The sequence below is a fragment of the Larkinella rosea genome, from assembly GCF_003858635.1.
Classification (GTDB): Bacteria; Bacteroidota; Bacteroidia; order Cytophagales; family Spirosomataceae; genus Larkinella; species Larkinella rosea.
In genome coordinates this window covers 1,222,043-1,243,928 of sequence record NZ_RQJO01000007.1, presented here as the reverse complement: position 1 = coordinate 1,243,928, position 21,886 = coordinate 1,222,043, and the positions used below count along the sequence as shown (strand labels likewise).

The following is a 21,886-nucleotide window of genomic DNA, read 5'->3' as shown; positions in this document are numbered from 1 at the left end:
AGTTTATATAAATATTTTAAGATTAAGTTTTGAGATAAGAATAGCTGAAAAGTAAATTATTCAACCTGTAAATTTCACTCCTGAGGTATAAGTAATAGCCGGGTAAGGATGGAGCCTGTAGTACGAGAGCAAGTGTGAAAACAAGTAAAAGGGCGGTACATCAAGCTTTACAGAATTCGACCGCAGCATGTTCTGCGAAGTAGGAGTTGAAAAAAAGTCCGTGTTCCATAGAATTCCCGTTAGCCATTATGAAAAAGCTATTTCTACAGGTAGTTGGTTTTACGCTGGTTGGTTACTATACGGTTTTTGCCCAGCCCAAACCGCCACGATTGATCGTCCGGGGAGATGACATGGGCTATTCACATTCGGGCAATGAAGCGCTGGTGAAGTGTTATAAAGAAGGAATCGAGTCGTCGATCGAAGTAATCGTGCCCTCGCCCTGGTTTCCCGAAGCGGTCGAAATGCTCAAACAAATTCCGGATATTGACGTCGGTATCCACCTGGCGTTGACCAGTGAGTGGGACAATATGAAATGGCGGCCCCTTACGGCCAGCCCAAGTCTGCGCGATGCCGACGGCTTTTTTTACCCCATGATTTATCCGAATAAAAATTACCCCAAGCGGGCACTGGTCGAAAATGACTGGAAAATTGAAGATGTTGAGCGGGAGTTTCGGGCGCAGATTGAAATGGGAATGAAAAAGATTCCCCGCATCAGCCATGTCTCGGGGCACATGGGCTGTACCAGCATGGGGGATGAAGTGAAAGCCTTGATTCAGAAGCTCGCAAAAGAGTATAATCTCCTGATTCTGGACCGGAACATGCAGGATCTGGGTGTAACAGGCGCGGGTTACATCGGTCCGCATGTGACTTCAGCGGAGAAAATCGAAAGTTTTTCCAAAATGCTCGAAAGCCTGGAACCCGGTAAAACCTATCTGTTTGTCGACCACCCGGGCTTGGATACGCCGGAGCTCCGGGCCATTCATCACATTGGCTACGAGCATGTTGCGATCGACCGGCAGGGCGTCACCGATGCATGGACCAGCCCAAAGGTGAAAGAATTGATTAAATCCAAAGGTATCCGGTTGATTGGGTATCGGGATTTGCGGAAGTAGGAGTTTCCGAAACAGCCTCATGAGCGATTCGGATCGCTATGGATCAATCAGGCTTTGAATGGATAGTTTGACTAAAAAAGCCAATTTGGTAACCTGATTGCAACGCACGAAATCTTTTCCGCGTATTTACAGGCAAGAACCGAAACTTGCCCGATGCCAACCTCCTCATTCCAACTCCATCTGTCGGAATGGCGGCTATCTGGTCGTGATTTACACAATTGGTACATACATCTTTATGGTAAGAATAGCTACCAGTACCCGCCAAGTGGATGAGCGTCGGGGAGCGGTAACGCTCATTCGTTAATGGTATAGGGTATATTTTAAGTTGTAATATTTGAAAAAAGAGTAACTTTAATACCTTGACTTGTTTGTGTTTATAATCACTTACGTATTGCCAAACTCTACTGTCTGACCCATGCTTCCGTTTGTTCACCGAGCTTTGCTCTGGCTTTTTTTGCTGGGCATGGCCTTACCTGTGCTGGCTACACATCAGGTGGGCGGACAGATCGAGATGAGGGCGATTGGCGATACGCCGGGCCATTTTCGAATCATCGTTACCAATTACCTCGAAGACAACAACCGGGCGGCCCAAACGTCGGGTGGAGACATCGGAATTTTTCGTCGGCGGGACAATCTTCGGATGATGGTTTTCTCGGTGCGGGAAACCGACCTGCGCCAAAAGGTGGTTTTTACGAATGAAGCCTGCGCTACTTCCCAGAACCAGCGGATGATTGTGGCAACTTTTGGGGCTGATATACAGCTCAATCCATCCGATTACAACGACGCTGGCGGCTACTACATGTCGTTTCAGACCCAGAACCGGAACGCGGGTATCAACAACATCAACAATCCCCTGCAAACCGGTTTTACCTTTTACCTCGAGTTTCCGGCTCTACTGAAAGACGGCCAGTATTTCAATAATTCATCCCCCCGCTTTAACGCCATTAATGGCGAGTATCTCTGTATTAATGAGTCATTTACGTTTCCATTTGGGGGAGTCGATCCCGACGGCGACGAGCTTCGGTATTCGATGATTACGCCCTTGAACAAAAACGGTGGAAACAGTCGCACTACGGAAGTTTCGGCGGGACCCTATCCGGACATTCAGTGGCTACCCGGTTTTTCACCCAATAGTTCGATTCCCGGAAATCCGACGCTGCAGGTTGATTCCCGAAGCGGCCAATTGAGTGTGACACCCAGCCAGTTAGGTTTATTTGTGTTTGCGGTGAAAGTGGAAGAATACCGTAATGGGGTCAAAATTGGCGAGGTGCGCCGGGATTTTCAGTTTCTGGTGATCGATTGCCCGCCCGTCACTGCCCCCAATCCGCCGGTCTGGGCAACAAATCAGCCACCCGCCACCGAATTTACGATTTGCAAGGGAAAATCGCTGGAACTCCAGACATCCCTGAATCCGGACTGGAATTACCAATGGCGACGCGATGGGATCAACCTGGCCGACGCAACCGGGACCAAACTGACCGTCAATGAACCCGGCACCTATTCGGTTTTTGTTTCGATGAAAACCCAGTGTGGTAAAGCCAGTGGTTCCCAGAATGTGACCGTCAACGTCATCGACCTAACCTCATCGATCAATCCGGCCGGACAATTGTGCGCGACCGACGGCTCCGTAACACTAAGCGTTCCCGGAGGTGTCAATATGAAATACGACTGGTTCAAGGATGAAAAACAAGTTACCGTTCCTGCAAATAACAATACTTTAACGATAACCCAGCCGGGTCAATATCGCGTAACACTCACACAAACCCAGTTTGGGTGTGCCTACAGTACCGAAACCGTTTCACTCACGCGGGCACCCGTCGTGCAAGCCGCTATTCGGTCGGCGCAAACGCGGATTTGTCCCGGTTCCTCACTTCCGCTCGAGGGCGTTGGTGGGGTGACTTTCGCCTGGCAGCGCGATGGACAACCCGTTGCTACCGTCAATGAACCCATTTTTTCGGTGCAAACGGCGGGTACTTACGTGGTTGAAGTTACCGCTGAAAATGGCTGCAAGGGGATTTCAAAACCGTTTGCCGTTGAACAGATTCCGCCGATAACGGTAACGATGGATGCCGTTCCGTCGGTTTGCGGTACGGATGGACCGGTTTATTCACTAACGGGAACACCGGCGGGAGGGACCTTTGCGGGACCGGGCGTGTCTGGTAATCAATATGATTCAAAGGCGGCCGGGATTGGGAATCATGCGTTGACGTATACCATCAATTTTGCGCCTGAATGCCCCGCAGCCGTTGCGCAGCAAACCGCCGTTGTTGCCCCAATTCCCACAATTTTGTTCCCAGAAGAAATCATCACGTCTCCGGGTACATCCCTGACAATCAGTCCGCAGCTGACGGGCGACCCAATTCATTTTGAGTGGTCACCACCCACTTACCTCGCGGATGCGACAGAAGCCAATGCCCGGGTGGAGAACATTGGCGATGATATTGTTTACACCCTGAAAGTTGAAAATTCGACCGGGTGCCAAGCCGAGGGAACGGTGGTTATTACGGTTTACGAGCGAATTTGGGTGCCGGGGGCCTTTACGCCCAACGGCGACGGACAGAACGATTTCTGGGAACTGAAGAATGTCGAAGCGTTTCCGAACGTTGAAGTAACCGTTTATAACCGCTGGGGCGAGGTGGTTTACTGGTCGAACGATGGCTATGCGCATCCGTTCGACGGAACGATCAAAGGCACACCCGCACCGGCTGGCGCGTACGCCTACGCGATTCGGTATAAGCCCAGTTCGAAATTGTTACGGGGCACGCTGATGATTTTACGGTAGCAGCAGTTAAGGAAGCTAAAAAACCGCATCGGACTCTTCAGCCCGCTGCGGTTTTGGAAGGAATAAGCAAAAAATATTTACTTGACCGGAACGGTTTTTACGGCAATGGTAACACCATTCGCAGAGGTAATACCAACAGGTTTGCCATAGGTATCAATCAGGTTTTTCCAATACAAATCACCCGCTGCGGTTGAATTTCCGGCAATTGTACGGCCAAAATCAAAATTGGTTTCCGTCAGCGTGGTAATATTCCAGACGTCAGGTGCCGGAAGTGCGGCAGTAGTCAATGTAAGTTTCGTGTCGTTGTCCGATAAGGCCCATTTTCCTGTAGTGCTAACACCTTCCAGGCTGGTTTGAACAAAATCACCACCGGTTTTGAACTGCATCCGGAATTTGCTCATATCCAGTAGGTTAGCCGATCCGCCTTTGGTATAACCATTAATGGGAGTAGCAGACCCTAAACCTACAGAACCGGTTTGAACTTCCCAGGTGTTGACGATCATTTCGGCTTTGGTTTTCACCGCGGGCGTTGAGTCATCGTCTTTGCTGCAACTTACAAATACAGCTGTGCCAAGTAATAGGAACAGAAGGGCTTTTTTCATGATATCAAGTTTTTCAAGCTATAATTTACAGTCCGCAATTTATTGAATTATTTTTGGATCAACGGGCATAAACCGCCTTTATTGAACGGTTTGATTACCTAATATATTATACGGCGGTTGGTTTACGGGATTCTGATTCCAGTTTACGGTTTTCGGTTTAAAGCATTTCAAAAGTTGCTGATCGTGTCCCGGGACTAATAATCGTAAACTGAAAACCCTAAACCGAAAACCGATTCTCCGCTAATGCAACCCCTGGCAAATGCAGTGAATGTGACCGAAGCTTTGGGTTTCGGCGTGCCATTCGAAGGCGTCGTTGTAGCGGTTATTTTCCCAGAAAAACTTGCTGCGCGGGCGGTGGTAATGGCCGGTTTCGTTCATCGATGCGGCATCGAAAAGGCGGCCGTTAACCATCACGTACTGAATCGCTTCGCTGTTGCGTAAGTCCTGCATCGGATTTTTGTCCAGCACCAGTAAGTCCGCCAGTTTGCCAACCTCCAGCGATCCGATTTCCCGGTCAAGCCCCAGGTTTCGGGCCGGAATAATGGTGGCCTGCTTCAATGCCTGCAAGTTGGAAATACCGCCCTGTCCGAGCATCCAGAGTTCCCAGTGCGCCCCCAGCCCCTGCAACTGACCGTGGGCACCGAGATGAACACTGACGCCCGCGTCGGCAAGTTGTTTGGCGGTTTGCGAATTGCCGATGTGTCCAAATTCCTCATCCGGCAGCATCGTCCGGCGACGCGACCGGCTGTCGACCACGGCGCGGGGCGTAAACCGGAGCAGGCGTTCCTGCTCCCAGACGTTCATTTTCTGGTACCAGTAATATTCGCCCGAAACGCTGCCGAACGCCACGATCAGCGTCGGGGTATACCCGGTTTTGCTGTTGCTCCATAACGACACTACATCTTTGTACACCGGATCGACCGGAATGTTGTGTTCGATCGTCGTGTGGCCGTCCATGATCATGGTCATATTGTGGTTGAAAAACGAACCGCCTTCCGGCACCACCATCATACCCAGTTCGCGGGCAGCCTGAATGATCTGTTGACGCTGGTTTCGGCGCGGCTGGTTGTAACTCTTGACCGAAAAAGCGCCTACGGCTTTCATCCGGCGCAGGTGCGAGCGGGCGTCGTCGAGGCTGTTGATGATGGTTTTGAAATCGCCGTCGGCACCGTACAGGATCGTTCCTGTCGAATACACCCGTGGCCCGATCATCCGACCGGTTTTGACCATTTCCGACTGACTGAAAACCATTTCGGTGTTCGACGATGGATCGTGGACGGTCGTGACGCCGTAGGCCAGGTTGGTAAAATACGACCACTGCTGTTGGGGCGATTTGCCGTCGCCCGTGCCGATGTGCGCGTGCGAATCGATTAGTCCCGGCATGATGGTTTTCCCCGTGGCATCGATGATTTTCGCCCCGGCCGGAATCGGGACCGAACCTGCCGGACCCACCGCCAGAATTTTATTGTCCTGCACCACCACGGTTCCGTTTTCGATCACAGCGTCATCCTTCATCGTCAAAACCGTACCACCTTTAAATGCCACAATTCCTTTGGGAACGTCGGAGGTTAGTTTTAAACCAATCGGAACGCCGGTGCTGTCGATCGCAGGCAATTTTTCCGGTGCGCCTTCGACAAATGCAAAGCTGTTCTGTATGGACCGCGTGAAATATTCCGGGCCAATGGTCCAGTGCAATTTTTTGCTGTCGCCCGACCAATGCAGGTAATCACCCGCGTCGCGCGTGACTTTGTAAACCGGGAAGGCTTTCGTTCCGCCCGACAGGTCGGCGGCTTTTCCGGTCTGGGTAAACGGAGCAATGTAAACCTGAAAAAGCTCCTGAAATGCAATCCACCGGAAATCGGGGCTGGGAACAAACCGGGTGGCATACTGCGAGGTGAAATGCGTTTGCTCGTCGGCATTGTTCAGCGTCACGCTCTTGAAGGCTTTGGTCGCGCCATCTTCCACAAAATAAATCCGGTCGCCGGTGCTGTTGAAAAGCGGTTCTTCGCCGTCTTCGCGGATGAATTTTGGCGTGCCGCCGTTGGCCGTCATGATGTACAAACCGGGTTCTTTGCCGTATGCAAAACCCATAAAACCGTTCCCGGTCGATTTGCGAAACACGATCTGGCTGCCGTCGGGCGAGAAAACCGGGGTGTTGTAAAAGCCTTTTTCCCGCGTCAGGGTTTCAATTTTGCGGGTTTTCAAATCCAGTTTCCGAATGCTGCCCGTCAACGAATCGTTCCAGGTGGTGTACAGGAGAAATTTTCCGTCGGGACTGAAACTGGGTTCGTATTCAAAACTGGCGGTTTCTTTGGTCAGTCGTTCGGGCTGGCCGTTTGGGAGCATTTTCGTGTAGAGAAAACCGGCTGCGTGAAAAACCAGCGTTTTTTCGTCGGGCGAGGTGCGGGCGTGGCGAATCATTTTGGATTCAAACGTCGGCGCAAAAATCGGCTGCGGAAACCGCACGGCGTCTGTCACTGTCAGCCTGGCATTGACCGTAAACGGAATCTCAGCGGCTTTGGCCGTGGACACATTGACCCGGAATAATTTGCCTTTTGCCCAGATCACCAGCTCTTTACCGTCGGGTAACCAGTCGTAATTCGGATACAGGCCCATGATGGCCCAGGCTTCCTGCTGGTCTTTGTTCAGTTGATCGAAAACCGGAAACTCTTCACCGGTTTTCAGGTCGTGGATGTACAAGACGGTTTTGGTGCGAACGCGCCGGACAAAAGCCAGTTGCCGCCCATTGGGCGAAATCTGCGGACGCGTGGCTCCACCCGGTCCGGTAACAATATTCTTTAGCTCACCGGTTTGCCGATCCAGCCGTCGGATGGCGTAAATCTGGCCGTTCGGATCTTTGTTGTACTGAAAAATCGGCCCCGGACTGACATCTTCGCTGAAATAAACGTAGCGTCCATCCGGCGAAACGCAGGGTTCCCCGGCGTCCTGCTGGTCATTTTTCCGTTTGGTGAGTTGCAAACCCGACGTAATTCCGCTGGCGTGATACAGCCAAAGCTCACCAGCTCCGAGCGACCGGCGGCTCGTAAAGTGCTTGCGGGCAATGAGATACTGACCATCGGGCGTCCAGACGGCATTGTTCAGTAAACGAAAATCTTCGTTGGTAATCTGGCGCGGATTGGAACCGTCGCGGTTCATCGTCCAGATGTTGTCGCCCCCGGCGCGGTCGCTGGTGAACGAAATCCGCTTGCCGTCGGGGCTGTAGCGCGGCTGAATATCCAGCGGCAAACCGCCCGACAGGAGCTTAGCCGTTCCGCCGGTGATGGGGAGCGTATACAGATCGCCGAGCAGGTCGAAGACAATTTCACGCCCATCGGGACTCACGTCGAGGTTCATCCAGGTGCCTTCACTGGTCGTAAAACTGACTTCTCTGGACGGGCCGTGCGCAGCGGCCACATCCCAGGTTTCTTTGGATTTTTGGGCAAATGATAGGGTAGAAGCCAGCAAAACAGCGGCTACAGTGTACACGTTTTTCATAGTGGGAGTGAAAGACTTCGAAAGATACTCAATGCACCGAAAAGAAGACCACTGAACCGATAAATCTTGCCGGGCCGGAAGGTGGGGAAACCTCGCCAACCCGGCACGGCAAAACCGGGTTGGCGAGGTGAAAGCAAAAACGAATACTCCGGTTGAGTTAACAAAACTGCGGTCGCTACTTCAGTTTTTTTCGTAACCAGGCTCTTATTGGTTCATCGTACCCTTTCAAACTGGCGTAAGCCAGCCCGATAGCTCCTGAAAAAGTGAGCAGGGCATACGGCCAGGCCTGTGCTAAGGTGTTGCCTTTGTGATTGCTTACCCAGGCCACGTAAAAATAAACGAGCACATAATGCGTCATGTATAAGGGATACGAAAGATTGCCAAGAAACCGACAAATTTTCTCTTCCGTCCGGCTTCTTACTACGCCACTGGCACCGATATAAACAATGAGCGGAAACACCATGATGATGCAAAAAGCTTCGAACAACCCATTCATCCAGAGATAGTCGGCACCGCCAATTCTGGGCGTGAACAGAACAGCTGTCACCAGCAGGCTACACCACAAGAAGGCATTTTTGATATGAGCGGGCCGGGTTACGCGCGATAAAAGCAAACCGGCAAAAAAAGGAAACAGCGTACGCGTTATCCCAATGCGCATGTGTTCGGTAGTCAGGGTCCAGCCGCCGGTAACGTCTCCGTTGGGGTTCGTAACCGCAAAATGCAGCAGCACCGCACCGGCCAATGTGACAAAACAAGCCAGTGCTTTGTTTGATAATTTTCTGATTCCCAGCGCGTAAAGAATATTGGCTATGTATTCGAAAAATAACGACCAGCCGACACTATTGAGCGGATGCATTTCCTGCCAACCGCGAATATCCATCGAAAGGGGGATGGGCAGAATTGTCCATCCGATCAGCATAACGACGATGAGCTTCCAAAGCGGAACGGAATGAATAAGCGGCCATATCGTTGAGTCGGTAAAATAAAAACCGATGGCGCCGAGTGTCATGCCCAACACGACAAGTGGTTGCAACCTTTCGAACCGGCGCCGAAGAAAGCCGCCAATGGTTAGTTGATTCCACCGGTCGTCGTACGCATACCCGATGACAAAACCGGAAAGGAGAAAGAAAAAATCAACGGCCAGATACCCGTGATTTACCAGATTGTCGAGGTGACTGGTGGCTAACGGTTCGGTAAGGTGAAAGAAGACCACGATGATCGCTGCTATGCCCCGGAGTCCGTCTAAGAGTAGATAATGCGGCCTGGTGCCAAGATTGTTGTTGTCCATTATCCGCAAATCCGGCAATATATGCATTCTAACGTTGCCATTTCTACCGAACTTCACTGGACGGTTTAAGTACGGTCTGCAACGATTGGGTTCGTCCTGAACCTGAAAGGGAATGCCACCGGCCTCTTACTCACTCAGAAAAAGGGAACTGGTATCAAAAAGCAACGACCGGATTCGTGCGTTGCAGCTAAATGGTCGATGCCGGGAGCAAAGGCGGTTTTAAAGATGATTTCCGGACCGCTGATCGCGCTATTTGTAACTTTCGATGTACCACTGATCAGCCACTCCTTTTTTTGAGATCCGCTCAAATGCGACTTCTTCGCTGGTTGTCACAATCAGGCCGTTTGCCTTCAAATTCTTCGAAGACTGATTCAGGATCGCCTGCTTTCCTTTGGTGGGTGCCTTTGCCTTTGGTTGCGCCAACTTGTTAACGCCGTCACCGGGTCCGCCACAGGCCAGCATCCACATTCCTATCGCCAGGCCGAGTGCGGATTGAATTAATTTAACTTTCGTGTTCATCAGGTGTGAATTTGTTGTTTGATGTTGCGAAGGTAAAACCCAGCCCGGATGGAGCGGAATAAAATTAGGTTAAGTGGAAAAAACGGGGGTTTAAATGGAGAATTGTTTTTCCGAACCGGTGACCAAACCGGTTGATATTCGGACGTTCTTCAAAAATGAATAGTAAAAATCAACGCGTCGTTTCTTATAGCTAGATAATCAGGGCGTTTTTCAGGAATAATCGCTATAAATCTAGCCATCTTATGGAACCGGATAAAAAAATAGTTGTCACCAGAAGGAAATTTCTCGACCTGTCGGCCAAAGGAGCCGTGGCTACTACGGCCCTCCTGGGCGGTTTTCCGAGCATTGTACCGGCATCGGTTTTTGGCAAAAATGCCCCCAGTAACCGCATCAATATCGGCGCCATCGGAGTGGGGCGGATTTCGCGGACGCACGACATGCCGGGTGTCTGGCAATACGACAATGCCCTGATCATGGCCGTATGCGACGTGGACAGCAAGCGGGTCGAAGAAGGGAAACAATTGGTCAATGGGGTTTATGCCAAGAAAACCGGAAAGTCTTATGACGGCGTGAAGGGCTATGGTGATTACCGGGAGCTGTTGGCGAACAAAGATATCGATGCGGTGTTGATCAGTACACCCGACCACTGGCACGCGCCGATGGTCGTACATGCCGTTGAAGCCGGGAAGGACGTTTACATGCAAAAACCGGCGTCACTGACCATTTCGGAAGGGCGGTTGATGGCTGATGCCGTGAAACGCACGGGCCGGATCATGCAGGTGGGTAGCCAGCAACGCTCGACGACGCAGTTTCGGTATGCCGCTGAATTGGTCCGTAACGGCCGGATCGGAAAACTGAAAACCGTCTACGTCGGTTTACCGGGCGACCCTTCCGGTGAGGTTGAACCCGAAATGCCCATTCCGAAAAACCTGAATTACGATATGTGGCTCGGCACTACGCCAGAAGTGTATTACACCGAAAAACGGGTGCATCCGCAGGTGGGCTACGACCGTCCGGGCTGGTTGCGCTGCGAACAGTTTGGAGCCGGGATGATTACGGGTTGGGGTTCACACCACATCGACTGTTCGCACTGGGCGATGGATACCGAATATACCGGCCCCATCGAAATCTGGGGAAAAGCCGACTTCCCAAAAAGCGGTTTGTGGGATGTTCACGGGATTTTCCGCACTGAGGCTCTGTACGAAAACGGTGTGCACATGATCGTCAGTAATGAATTGCCCAACGGAATCAAATTTGAAGGAACCGACGGCTGGATTTTTGTGTCGCGCGGTGATGCATCGGTAACTGCCAGTGATCCGATTGCCAAACAAAATGCGGCCAAAGCCCTGGATGCCAGCGATCCCAAGATTATTACCTCCGTGATTGGACCGAACGAAATTCACCTGCCGGTCAGCAAGGAACACCACGGCAACTGGCTGGAAAGCATCGTGAGTCGCAAGGAGCCGATTGCTCCGGCTGAAGTTGGTCACCGTTCGTGCTCGGCCTGTCTGCTGCACCACGCGGCCATGAAACTGCCCCGGAAACTGTATTGGGATCCGAAAAAAGAGCAGTTCAAGAATGACCCGGAAGCCAATAAACTGTTAGCTCGTACACAACGATCGGCGTATGCCATCAAAACTGTAGCATCCTCTAAAACCGCCAAATCCCGTTAACGGAGAACCTATTCGAATGAAAATATCGCCCATAGTTGGCAGCCTGTTGCTGGCTGCGTTGATTGCTGCCTGTCAGTCTAAAAAAAACGAGGATGACATGATTCATCTGATTACCCTCGACCCCGGTCATTTTCATGCCGCGCTGGTTCAGAAAACCATGTTTGAAGGAGTTGATTCGACGGTGCAGGTTTATGCGCCGGATGGTCCGGAAGTGCAATTACACCTCGAAAAGATCACCGGTTACAATACCCGTTCAGAAGACCCGACGCACTGGCACGAAGATGTCTACCTGGGAACTGATTTTCTGGATAAGATGCTGGCCGATGAGGGCAAGGCAAATAAGGCACGAAGCGTGGTGGTGATGTCTGGAAATAACCGGCTGAAAACCGATTATATTCAGAAAACGATTGCCGCCGGGTTTAATGTGCTGGCCGATAAACCGATGGTGATCAGCGCCGGAAACTTCGATAAGCTAAAAGATGCGTTTGCGACGGCGGAAAAAAACAAGGTGTTGCTCTACGACATCATGACGGAGCGCTACGAAATCAGCACGCTATTGCAACGGGAGTTTTCGATGCAGCCGGAAGTTTTCGGGACACTGGAAAAAGGGACGCCCGAAAACCCGGCCGTGACCAAAGAAAGCGTTCATCACTTCTACAAGAATGTGTCGGGGAGCATCCTCACCCGGCCGTCGTGGTTTATGGACGTGGCACAACAGGGCGAAGGCATTGTCGACGTAACGACGCACCTGGTCGATCTGGTGCAGTGGGAATGTTTTCCGGAGCAGACGATTGATTACCAGAAAGATATTGCGCTGACTTCCGCCCGTCACTGGACCACGGATATGACCCTGAGTCAGTTCACGGCCATTACGAAACAGCCCGCTTTTCCGGATTATCTGAAAAAAGACGTGGTGAAAGACAGCGTTTTGCGGGTTTACAGCAACGGCGAAATCAACTACCAACTGCGGGGAGTTCACGCCAAGGTGTCGGTGATCTGGAAATACAAGGCTCCCGAAGGAACCGGCGACACACACTACTCGATTATGCGCGGCACGAAAGCCAATCTGATCATTCGGCAAGGGGCGGAGCAGCAATTCAAGCCGACGCTGTACATTGAAGCGATTGGGAAAGATGCCGATACGGAAACCGCTTTGAAAACCGCCTTGCCAGCTATTCAGAAAACGTATCCGGGTGTGGAAGTCAAGAAAATTGCCAAAGGCTGGGAAGTTATTATCCCGGAAAAATTCAAGGAAAGCCATGAAGCACATTTTGGTCGGGTAGCTGGAAAATACCTCGAATACCTGAAGGCCGGATCCTTACCCGCCTGGGAAGTTCCGAATATGCTGGCCAAATACCATACGACTACCCAGGCACTGGAATTGGCCAAACGGACGTCCGCATCGAGCGTCGCTACGCGCTAGCCTGTGGATGTTGAATCGGATGAAATTAACTAAAAACTACCAAAAAATACGGACGAAAGTCTGAGGGTACGTCTATGAAACCACAAGCTAACCGGCGCCGGTTTATCAAGGAATCCGTCGCCACCGCAGCCGGCCTGGCTGGCCTGGCTGCATTACCGAACGAGTTGCTGGCAGCGGCTGAACGCCCATTTTCCGTTCCCGTTATTGGGAGCACCACGCGGCTGCAACGAGCGGCTCGCATCCGGTTTTCGGCCATTGGGCTTAACCACGGGCATATTTATGGGCAAGTAGAAGCCGTCATTCGGGGCGGTGGTCAACTGGTTTCGTTCTATGCCAAAGAACCGGATCTGGCGGCTGCGTTCACCAAACGGTATCCCGAAGCCAAACTGGCCAAAAGTGAAAAAGAAATTCTGGACGATAGCTCGATTCAATTGGTAGTCAGTGCTGCCATCCCTGACGAACGCGCTCCGCTCGGTATTCGCGTCATGAAAGCCGGCAAGGATTACATGGCCGACAAACCGGGTATTACGACGCTCGAGCAATTGGCCGAGGTGCGCAAGGTTCAGAAAGAAACCAAGCGGATATACTCGATCATGTACAGCGAGCGGTTTGAAAACAAGGCAACCATTAAAGCGGGCGAACTGGTAAAAGCCGGTGCGATTGGAAAAGTGATACAAACCATCGGTCTCGGTCCGCACCGCATAACGCCGAAATCCCGGCCGGAGTGGTTCTGGGACAAACAGCGGTTTGGCGGAATCATCTGCGACATTGCCTCGCACCAGTTCGATCAGTTTCTGTTTTTCACGGGTTCGACGCAGGCGGAGGTGGTGGCTTCGCAGGTGGGCAATACCAACCATCCGGATCACCCGAAATTTGAAGACTTTGGTGACGCAATGGTGCGAGGAAATGGCGGAACCGGTTACATTCGGGTCGATTGGTTTACGCCCGATGGCCTGAAATCGTGGGGTGACGGACGCCTGACGATTCTGGGGACGGACGGGTTTATCGAAATCCGAAAGAATGTGGACATCAGCGGGCGCGATGGTGGCAATCACCTGTTTCTGGTCGATAATAAGGAAACAAAAACCATCGATTGCAGTCAGGTAGTGACGCCTTACGGAACGCTGTTGATTGACGATATTTTGAACCGGACCGAAACCGCTATGACCCAGGCCCATTGTTTTCTGACCACTGAACTGGCCCTGAAAGCCCAGAAACAGGCTCAGGATGTAAAATTGAAGGTGTAATATTGACCATCGACGATTGACCAATGACCATCGACCATTGACGACCGACCATTGGCCATCGTCAATGGTCAATCGTCGATGGTCAATCGTCAATCTCCTCCTTCCATAATCCTAACTAATTTCTCATGAATCGAATTGCTACGACTTTTCTGACTGGCTTGTTGCTGGTGTTGACCGCTTCGGCTGGCTGGAGTCAGAAAGAAGAGAAGGTCAACTGGAAGAAAATCAAGGTGTTGGTGTATACCAGAAATGGAAAAGGGTATGTTCACGACAACATTCCTTTCGCGGTTAAGAGCATCCAGAAAATGGGAGAAGAGAACGGCTTTAAGGTGGATGTCTCGGATCAGCCGACGGTCTTTACCGAAGACAATCTAAAGCAATACACCCTGCTGGTTTTTCCCAGTACGAACAATGATGTGTTTGATACGGACGAACAACGGCTTTCTTTCCGCCGGTACATCGAAGCCGGGGGCGGTTTTGTGGGCGTTCATTCCGTAACCGGGACCGAACGGAACTGGACCTGGTTCAAACGCATGGTTGGCGGCACGTTTGCCTGGCACCCCAAATTTCAGAAGTTCAAAACAACCGTTATCGACACCAAACATCCGTCGATGGAGGGTATTCCGAAAGTCTGGGAAAAGGCCGACGAGTTCTATTTTACGAAGGAAATGTCGCCGGGACCCACGGTCGTGATGGCGCATGACCTGACATCGCTCACGAGTGATGAACCCGAAAAAGTAAAGATGTTCGGTGGTACATTCACGAATCTCTATCCGGCCGCCTGGTACTACAATTTCGATGGCGGTTACACCTGGTGTACGACCCTCGGGCACGACAAAAGGGATTACTCGGAAGATCCGATGTTCATCAAACACATTTTTCAGGGGATCCGCTACGTGGCCAGTCAGGTCAAAAAGATCGACTTCAGCAAAGCCTACGCCGATTCACGCGATACCCCGATTCGGGACAATTAAACCGCTTACTCCTCCAGTAACTTCATGATATCCTGCCAAACGGCCTCGGCACTGCTGGGCCGTTTGGCGTTTAGATCCGCCATCTGCCCTTTTTTGTCGATCAAAATATACCGCGGAATACTCTGAATGCCAAAGTACTGCACGATCCGTGACCGCCAGCCCCCTGCCGACCAGCCCTGGTCACCCGGAAGTTGATGGGCCTTGATCGCATTTTTCCAGTTGGTTTCCGAATCGTCGATGGAAATATACAGGAACGCAATTTTCTCCAACTGCTTTTTGGTCAGGCGCTCGTAGAGTTTTTTGGAATGCGGTACTTCGCCGATGCAGGGGCCGCACCAACTCGCCCAAACATCGAGATAAACTACTTTTCCTTTGAAATCATCCAGCGTTACCGATTCGCCGTTCTGATTCACAAATGAGAAAACGTTAGGATCGACGGCTTTCTTCTTTGCGGCAACCTCCGGTTTGGGTTCGTCTTTTCGGGCCATCACCGCTCCACAGCGGGCTTTCACCAGATCGGCATACGTTGCCGAATTGGGTGTGGCGGTGAGCGTGGCAAAAACGGTTCGGACGGAGGAGGGGGCGGCTTTTTCACAATTGTCGAGCAAAAGCCGGGTCAACGCGTATTGGTAGGGCAGACCACTCAGGTGCTGGCGGGCAAAACCGGCTTTTTCGGGCAGAATCTTATCCAGATCGTTTTGCGTGTATTTGGCAAAATTCCGGGCTTTGGAATTGAAATAGGTCACGTAAAAGAACAGGAAATTCCGGTATGGTTCGGCCGGCATGGCGGATTCATCGTTGGCTTTCGACTCATCGAATCCTTCCAGCATCACGGCGGGCAGCGAAGGAACGGTTTGCTGCGTCGCCTGAGCGTTCGTCCGCACAATGGGCCAGGCCAGTAGCAAATGCCAGTAATTCCAGCGAATGCAGTTTTCAAGGTAGTTTTTGAAATTTTCGGAAAACTGACCCACCTGCGGATTGTCCTTGTAAAAGGCCATTTGTGCTTTTCGGGCCGTAAACAGGTTCATTTCCCATCCGTCAACGCCCAGGGTTTGCGCTTTCGCATATTGAGCCGGAGCATCGAAATCGCGCTGAAATTTCTCGTTAAATTCCTGTAAAAACCGCTTTTCAACCGCTGAGCTAAACATCGTTTCGGGCGTTGACCCCTGATAAACATCTTGCGAAAAGGCATCGCTGACCAGACGGGTTAACAAAAGGAGGAGTAAGGCGGTTTTTTTCATAATTCTTTATTGGGTATACAAGCAAATACCAGTCCAGATTTGAATGGGAAACGGAAGGGTTGGGTGGATATTATTGAATGTACTGATAAATCAATCCGGAGACGGTCGCCAGGGTTTCAGTGGCAGCTGCATCATCCGGCATTTCTTTTGAAAGCAACACAATCACATACTGGCGCCCATCGGGCAGGTAAACAATGCCGGAATCGTGACGAACCGTCGCAAAAGAACCGCTTTTGTGGGCGACTTTCACATCCTTGGGCAGTTTGGCCGGAATCACGGAGCTAAAGTGCTGATCGAGCAATACCTTGATCATTGCTTCCGAAGCCTGTGGGCTGACGGCTTTTCCGGTGGCAATTTTTTCAAACAAAATCATCAGATCATAGGCCGTGACGGTATTGTTCAGCCCTTTCTGAAAGGCTTTGGTATCTTCCACGCCCCGCAGAACGTTGCTGTTTTTAATTCCCAGTTCACGCATGGTTTGCGTCACTTTTCGGGCATCCACGAGATCGATGATAAGGTTGGTGGCCAGGTTACTGCTGACAATAATCATGTCGTACATGATCGAGTAGAGCGTTCTTTTTTTGCCGACTTCGGTGTACAATTTCGTTTCGCTGTCGTCTTCGGGCCGCAAGCTGTAGAGGCTGCCGTCGACGATGCTTTTGAACTGATTTTTAATGAGAATCGAATCCGTAAGGGAAAACCGCTTCTGGGCCACTTGTTTATACACTTCGACCATCACCGGCGTTTTCATCGTGCTGGCGGCATGAAAAACCTCCTGTTCCCGAATCAAAAGTTCGTTTCCGGTAGTTAAATCTTTGAAAGCGACCGCAAACCGCCCCGGCTGTTTTTTAAATTCGAGTTCAATCTGCTGTTTGAGTTGCTCCAGCGTTGGTTTCGACTGGCCGAACGAGGCAAGGCCAAACAGGGAAATAACGAAGAAAGAAATACCGTGCCGAATGGCTTTGTAGTTTTGAAAAACCATAACTTGATTCCGTTGAAATCGGACGAAATACCGCTTACGCTTGCAAGCCAGCGCCCGTAAAAAGCTTGTCAAAGGATTAGATTCCCACTTTTTGATTTTTACAAGGTAAGCATTTTCGCTAAACACACACGTTTGTCCTGATGACCAATCTTGAAATTGTTTTAATATTAATGGCCATTCTGGCCGCATTGGCTTCTGTTACCCAAAAACTGAAAATACCGTATCCAATTCTGCTGGTGACGGGTGGGCTGGTGCTGGGCTTCATACCGAGCATTCCGGACATTCGCCTGGACTCGGAGGTGGTGTTTTTGATTTTTCTGCCTCCCTTGCTCTACGAAGCTGCCGGTAACATCTCATGGCATGAATTCAAAACCTACCGACGTCCGATCGGATTGCTGGCGGTTTGGCTGGTTTTTCTGACAACGGTGGCGGTAGCGGTTGCCGCGCATTTCGTTATTCCCGGTTTTACGTGGCCGCTGGCATTTGTCTTGGGAGCCATCATCTCACCGCCGGATGTCGTCGCAGCTTCCAGTGCTATTCGTGGCCTGGGTCTTCCCAAGCGGTTGATTACGATTCTCGAAGGCGAAAGTCTGGTCAACGATGCCTCGGCGCTGATTGCCTACCGCTACGCCGTGGCTGCGGTTTCCACCGGCAGTTTCGTGCTCTGGCAGGCCGGTTTGCAGTTTATTGGGGTGGCATTCGGCGGAATCGCCATTGGCATTGTGATGGGTTACATTTTCAGCCATATTCACAACAAACTCGAAAATCCGACGGTAGCAACAACCCTTACGCTGCTGCTGCCTTTTGTTACTTACCTGCTGGCTGAACATTTACACGCGTCGGGCGTGCTGGCGGTGGTAGCAACGGGTTTATACCTCGCCTGGAATTCATATGAAATCTATTCGTATCAGACCCGAATGCAGATCAACGGTTTCTGGAATATTCTGATTTTTCTGCTGACCGGTTTTGTCTTTATACTGATCGGCTCCCAATTACCAATTATACTGAAATCCATTGGCAACGATTCCATTCCCGCCTTAATCGGTTACGGGTTAGTGATCAGTCTGGTTGCGATTGTTACCCGGATCATCTGGATTTTTCCGTTGGCGTATATTTACCGATTACGCGGAAATCGGGGCCGTCGCGTATTTCGGTTTAGTTCCAGCGAATTATTTATTACATCCTGGGCCGGTATGCGGGGTGTGGTTTCGCTGGCAACGGCTCTGGCATTGCCGCTTACGCTGCGAAATGGGCACGCGTTTCCGATGCGCAACGAGATTTTGTTTCTTTCCTTCATGGTAATCCTGGTTACACTCGTATTCCAGGGGTTAACCTTGCCGTATTTTATCCGACGGTTAAATGTCACCGAAGCCGCCGATAAAGTTCTGGAGGAAGAAAAGAAAATCCGGTTGGCTATCACCACCAGTTCCATTACGTTTATCGAAGGGGAACTGTCGTTGACCCTACCGAACGAGGTGTTGGGTGAACTCAAAAACCGGTTTGAACAGCAGACGAATTACCTGAATGGCATTTTGCGGATGGACGAAAAACCCCCTAAAGGCGAATCTCTTTCAGGGCCCGATTTCTTCCGGGAATATGTGGAGAGTGAGGTATCGATTGTCAATCACCAACGTGATCTGATCATTCAATGGCACAAAAGCGGTACCTATAGCGAAGACGCCATTCGCCGGATTGAGCAGGAACTCGACATCCGAAGTCTGAGTCTGCAAACCCAGTTGCGCCGGATGGTTCGAACGAACACTGCTGAAGAGTAACCATTTAAGAAGCTGAGGCTTAGAGACCAGAAGTTGTGGCAGACGGTTTATCCCTGATTCCATAGGCATCCAGTCCGGCTTGCAGGCGCTGTCGAATCGCCGTTCGCAGCCGTTCGGGTTCCAGCACAATCATGCCTTCGCCAAATCCCAGAATTTCTTTCTCCAACTCGTAATTATGCTGCACCAGTAGCTGAATAATGATCCCTTCGGCCGTTCGCTCTACCACTTGCTGGGAATGATGGAGCGGTTTTGTTTCGACGTAGGGCGCCTGCGGGCGCGGCACAAACAATTTAACCCGAATCGGGCGGAGGTTTTCACTCACCGAAACACCGATTACATCCCGGTAAAACAGGCTCGGGTTGATCGATTGATTGACGAAATAGTCGATCGCGGGAGCGGTTTCGATGGCGATCATTCGGTCGAGCGCGAGGTGCATCAGGCCGTATTTTTCTTCCCCGTCCCGAATCCCGGCCGCAAACCAGCGGTTTTTGAACTCTTTTAACCACCAGACATGAAAGATAATGAGTTGAGGGGCCCGGGCCGAAAAGGACTGGTATTCAATAGACAGCGCCTTTTTCTGGATAACCGCCTGGTAAATTTCTTCCAGAAAATGCAGTCCTTTCAAGGCTTCATTTTTTTCAAAATCGATCACCGGCGCCGATTTCTGAACCGTCGAATACACGTGATCTTCGAGTTTCTGAACCACCTCGTTGAGCGACGTAAAATGCGAAAACCCCCGGAACTGCTTCAACACCTCAACCGCTTCGTTCATTCGCTGCAAATCGCTGTCGGTCAGCGGAATATTGGTGATGCTGTAGGTCGGGTCTTCGTAGGTGTAGTATTTTTTTTCGACGACAACGATGGGCGCAAAATACCCAAGCTTATCGCTCCGCATCATTTGCAGATCGGCCTGAATGGTGCGTCGGCTGATGCCTTTGTCCATTCCCTCGTACTCATAAAGTGCTTCGGACACGGTTTCGATCAATTGGTCGAGCGTCCACAGCCGCTGTCGGTTACGCAGGCAGGCATCGAGGGTTTTGTACCGAAGGAGGGCATTTCGGTTGGCGGGCATTTTCAAAAAGAAATTTTTGAAAAAATAACTAAAAAAGTGCATCTGCGCAAAAAGAATGCGCAGTTCGCTCCAACCTTTGTTGCCGTCGAAAGGCAATTAGCCAAACCGGTCGCGGGTTTCTGAAAGGCCCCGAAGTGTCGCAGCCCCTGGCTGATCCCGATATGCTGTTGGTGAGAGCTGCGTTCGACTTTCCTGGTGCGGGTTCGAATCCCGCTCAACCGTCGTGTTGACCTGGTGGATGGAAGCCGACCCTTTTTCAAAAGGGTCTCCAGCTCGATAAAACCGTAAGGAATTACCTGGTTGCGAATCCAAATCGATTCGCAACGATTTGGAAAGGGCCAGCGGGCCGGTTTTTGCGTGGGTAGAGTGCCGGTTGATTTTGAAAAAGCACTTGCTTCGGAACCATGGGTGAAAAGGCCCCTGGGGTGTATCAACCCTGTTCCGGATCGAATCCTTTCTCAACAATACCAGGCCGAAATCCATGCCAACGGGCCTCCGCCCTTGCTGAATGGGTAATTCCGAACGGTAATCTGAAAAAGAAAAGTTAGTTTATCCAACTGTAACAATGAAAATGGTTCGCGTGCTGGCCCGTCAAGTGGGGCTGGTTTTTAAACATGACGCATTTAAACGAGTGCTTCTTGAAGGAAAGCACTGGATCTGGCCGGGCGAAACCGTCTCGGTTTTTGTTCAGGGAACGCCGGTTCCTTCGGTTCCGTACGACCTGTCCGTTTTGCTGGAACAGCCGGAAATCGCTGCCCTGATCGACGTCGTGGAGGTGAAAGACAATGAAATTGCCCTGCAATACGAAAGGGGGCTTTTTCAGACTGTTCTGACAAAAGGTCGGTGGGCATACTGGAAAGGAGTAAAGCAGTTTGAGTACATGAAAGCGGATATCAGCCAACTTGATATTCCGGTGAATATTGATCTGGTCACCCTGATGCCTCAGCACCTTTCGGCATTTGTGCGGACGCATACCGTTGAAGCCCACGAGAAGGGAGTCCTGTTCATCGACTGGAATTTCAGCCGTTTATTGTCAGCCGGAACCTATTACTGGTGGAAAAACAATACACCGGTTCACGTCGCGAAAGTGGATACGCGGCAGCAGCAGATGGAAGTGTCGGGACAGGAAATGCTGACCAAAGACAAGGCGTCGCTGCGGCTGAGTTTCTTTGCACAGTACCTAATCGTTGACGTCGTGAAGGCGCTCGTCGAAAACAGGGAATATGAAAAGCAGTTATACGTTCTGGTTCAGTTGGCGCTTCGGGAATACGTCGGCGGATTAACGCTTGATGAACTGCTGGACAAAAAAAGCGAAGTGGCTCCTTCTATTCTGCAGTTGATTGCCGAAAAAGCCGACCGGCTCGGGGCTGAATTGCGGACGGGCGGGGTGCGGGATATCATTCTGCCGGGCGATATGCGCGACATCCTGAACCAGGTGTTGATGGCGGAGAAGAAAGCTCAGGCCAACAGCATCATGCGACGGGAAGAAACGGCATCGACCCGCAGTCTGCTGAACACGGCCAAACTGATGGAAGACAACGAGATGCTCTGGAAATTGAAAGAAATGGAATACGTCGAGAAAATTGCGGACAAAATCCAAACGATTTCCGTTTCCAGCGATGGCTCGATGGTCGATCAGCTGAAACAGCTATTTGTGCGTGGACGAACGCGTAATTCGTAGGGAAAAATCCAGGAACGGTC

15 protein-coding genes are annotated in these 21,886 nt (G+C 51.0%); 8 read left to right on the top strand and 7 right to left on the bottom strand.

The window, feature by feature from the left end; all coding sequences use genetic code 11:
- Positions 1-248 precede the first annotated feature (248 nt).
- Positions 249-1,112, top strand: a complete 864-nt coding sequence (locus EHT25_RS05320) for a polysaccharide deacetylase family protein (RefSeq protein ID WP_124871721.1) — start codon at positions 249-251, stop codon at positions 1,110-1,112.
- A 415-nt stretch (positions 1,113-1,527) separates the two neighbouring features.
- Positions 1,528-3,894, top strand: coding sequence for a T9SS type B sorting domain-containing protein (locus EHT25_RS05315; RefSeq protein ID WP_124871718.1), 2,367 nt, complete (start codon positions 1,528-1,530; stop codon positions 3,892-3,894).
- Between the two features lie 77 nt (positions 3,895-3,971).
- Here the strand turns inward: EHT25_RS05315 and EHT25_RS05310 are convergent, their stop codons facing one another.
- The 4 genes from EHT25_RS05310 to EHT25_RS05295 form a co-directional block, all read right to left on the bottom strand.
- Positions 3,972-4,496: a hypothetical protein gene (locus EHT25_RS05310; RefSeq protein ID WP_124871715.1), complete on the bottom strand. Its 525-nt coding sequence runs from the start codon at positions 4,494-4,496 to the stop codon at positions 3,972-3,974.
- A gap of 240 nt (positions 4,497-4,736) precedes the next feature.
- Complete coding sequence (locus EHT25_RS05305; RefSeq protein WP_124871713.1) at positions 4,737-7,991, bottom strand: amidohydrolase family protein; 3,255 nt, start codon at positions 7,989-7,991, stop codon at positions 4,737-4,739.
- 175 nt (positions 7,992-8,166) lie between these two features.
- On the bottom strand, positions 8,167-9,306 hold the full coding sequence (locus tag EHT25_RS05300; protein ID WP_229311440.1) for an acyltransferase family protein: 1,140 nt from the start codon (positions 9,304-9,306) through the stop codon (positions 8,167-8,169).
- Between the two features lie 222 nt (positions 9,307-9,528).
- Positions 9,529-9,798: a hypothetical protein gene (locus EHT25_RS05295; protein ID WP_124871710.1), complete on the bottom strand. Its 270-nt coding sequence runs from the start codon at positions 9,796-9,798 to the stop codon at positions 9,529-9,531.
- A gap of 242 nt (positions 9,799-10,040) precedes the next feature.
- On the opposite strand from EHT25_RS05295, the gene EHT25_RS05290 reads away from it, so the two are divergent.
- The 4 genes from EHT25_RS05290 to EHT25_RS05275 all read left to right on the top strand — a co-directional run bounded on the left by EHT25_RS05290 (position 10,041) and on the right by EHT25_RS05275 (position 15,115).
- On the top strand, positions 10,041-11,471 hold the full coding sequence (locus EHT25_RS05290; protein ID WP_124871707.1) for a Gfo/Idh/MocA family protein: 1,431 nt from the start codon (positions 10,041-10,043) through the stop codon (positions 11,469-11,471).
- Between the two features lie 16 nt (positions 11,472-11,487).
- Positions 11,488-12,894 carry a putative oxidoreductase C-terminal domain-containing protein gene (locus EHT25_RS05285; protein ID WP_124871704.1) on the top strand — a complete coding sequence of 469 codons (1,407 nt, stop codon included), beginning with the start codon at positions 11,488-11,490 and terminating at the stop codon, positions 12,892-12,894.
- Between the two features lie 74 nt (positions 12,895-12,968).
- A complete protein-coding gene (locus EHT25_RS05280; RefSeq protein WP_124871700.1) occupies positions 12,969-14,141 on the top strand; it encodes a Gfo/Idh/MocA family protein in 1,173 nt (390 codons plus the stop codon).
- Between the two features lie 125 nt (positions 14,142-14,266).
- Positions 14,267-15,115: a ThuA domain-containing protein gene (locus EHT25_RS05275; RefSeq protein ID WP_124871697.1), complete on the top strand. Its 849-nt coding sequence runs from the start codon at positions 14,267-14,269 to the stop codon at positions 15,113-15,115.
- A 5-nt stretch (positions 15,116-15,120) separates the two neighbouring features.
- On the opposite strand, the gene EHT25_RS05270 is transcribed toward EHT25_RS05275, so the two are convergent.
- Both EHT25_RS05270 and EHT25_RS05265 read right to left on the bottom strand, forming a co-directional pair.
- Positions 15,121-16,356 (bottom strand): TlpA family protein disulfide reductase, encoded by a 1,236-nt coding sequence (locus tag EHT25_RS05270; RefSeq protein WP_124871694.1) that lies wholly within the window; start codon positions 16,354-16,356, stop codon positions 15,121-15,123.
- 70 nt (positions 16,357-16,426) lie between these two features.
- Positions 16,427-17,338 carry a serine hydrolase gene (locus EHT25_RS05265; RefSeq protein ID WP_124871691.1) on the bottom strand — a complete coding sequence of 304 codons (912 nt, stop codon included), beginning with the start codon at positions 17,336-17,338 and terminating at the stop codon, positions 16,427-16,429.
- A 140-nt stretch (positions 17,339-17,478) separates the two neighbouring features.
- On the opposite strand from EHT25_RS05265, the gene EHT25_RS05260 reads away from it, so the two are divergent.
- The gene (locus EHT25_RS05260) at positions 17,479-19,113 is read left to right on the top strand and encodes a Na+/H+ antiporter (protein WP_124871689.1); all 1,635 of its coding nucleotides are present in this window, start codon (positions 17,479-17,481) and stop codon (positions 19,111-19,113) included.
- A 19-nt stretch (positions 19,114-19,132) separates the two neighbouring features.
- Here the strand turns inward: EHT25_RS05260 and EHT25_RS05255 are convergent, their stop codons facing one another.
- Entirely contained in the window at positions 19,133-20,185 is a 1,053-nt protein-coding gene (locus EHT25_RS05255; protein WP_124871686.1) for a helix-turn-helix transcriptional regulator, read from the bottom strand.
- Between the two features lie 565 nt (positions 20,186-20,750).
- On the opposite strand from EHT25_RS05255, the gene EHT25_RS05250 reads away from it, so the two are divergent.
- Positions 20,751-21,866 (top strand): slipin family protein, encoded by a 1,116-nt coding sequence (locus EHT25_RS05250; RefSeq protein ID WP_124871683.1) that lies wholly within the window; start codon positions 20,751-20,753, stop codon positions 21,864-21,866.
- Positions 21,867-21,886 lie beyond the last annotated feature (20 nt).

Excerpts from the sequence above, each read along its gene's own strand:
- EHT25_RS05255 (WP_124871686.1), bottom strand. The coding sequence starts at position 20,185 with ATGCCCGCCAACCGAAATGCCCTCCTTCGGTACAAAACCCTCGATGCC.
- EHT25_RS05270 (WP_124871694.1), bottom strand. The coding sequence starts at position 16,356 with ATGAAAAAAACCGCCTTACTCCTCCTTTTGTTAACCCGTCTGGTCAGC.
- EHT25_RS05285 (WP_124871704.1), top strand. The coding sequence starts at position 11,488 with ATGAAAATATCGCCCATAGTTGGCAGCCTGTTGCTGGCTGCGTTGATT.
- EHT25_RS05290 (WP_124871707.1), top strand. The coding sequence starts at position 10,041 with ATGGAACCGGATAAAAAAATAGTTGTCACCAGAAGGAAATTTCTCGAC.
- EHT25_RS05250 (WP_124871683.1), top strand. The coding sequence starts at position 20,751 with ATGAAAATGGTTCGCGTGCTGGCCCGTCAAGTGGGGCTGGTTTTTAAA.
- EHT25_RS05295 (WP_124871710.1), bottom strand. The coding sequence starts at position 9,798 with ATGAACACGAAAGTTAAATTAATTCAATCCGCACTCGGCCTGGCGATA.
- EHT25_RS05275 (WP_124871697.1), top strand. The coding sequence starts at position 14,267 with ATGAATCGAATTGCTACGACTTTTCTGACTGGCTTGTTGCTGGTGTTG.
- EHT25_RS05280 (WP_124871700.1), top strand. The coding sequence starts at position 12,969 with ATGAAACCACAAGCTAACCGGCGCCGGTTTATCAAGGAATCCGTCGCC.
- EHT25_RS05260 (WP_124871689.1), top strand. The coding sequence starts at position 17,479 with ATGACCAATCTTGAAATTGTTTTAATATTAATGGCCATTCTGGCCGCA.
- EHT25_RS05310 (WP_124871715.1), bottom strand. The coding sequence starts at position 4,496 with ATGAAAAAAGCCCTTCTGTTCCTATTACTTGGCACAGCTGTATTTGTA.
- EHT25_RS05315 (WP_124871718.1), top strand. The coding sequence starts at position 1,528 with ATGCTTCCGTTTGTTCACCGAGCTTTGCTCTGGCTTTTTTTGCTGGGC.
- EHT25_RS05320 (WP_124871721.1), top strand. The coding sequence starts at position 249 with ATGAAAAAGCTATTTCTACAGGTAGTTGGTTTTACGCTGGTTGGTTAC.
- EHT25_RS05265 (WP_124871691.1), bottom strand. The coding sequence starts at position 17,338 with ATGGTTTTTCAAAACTACAAAGCCATTCGGCACGGTATTTCTTTCTTC.
- EHT25_RS05300 (WP_229311440.1), bottom strand. The coding sequence starts at position 9,306 with ATGCATATATTGCCGGATTTGCGGATAATGGACAACAACAATCTTGGC.
- EHT25_RS05305 (WP_124871713.1), bottom strand. The coding sequence starts at position 7,991 with ATGAAAAACGTGTACACTGTAGCCGCTGTTTTGCTGGCTTCTACCCTA.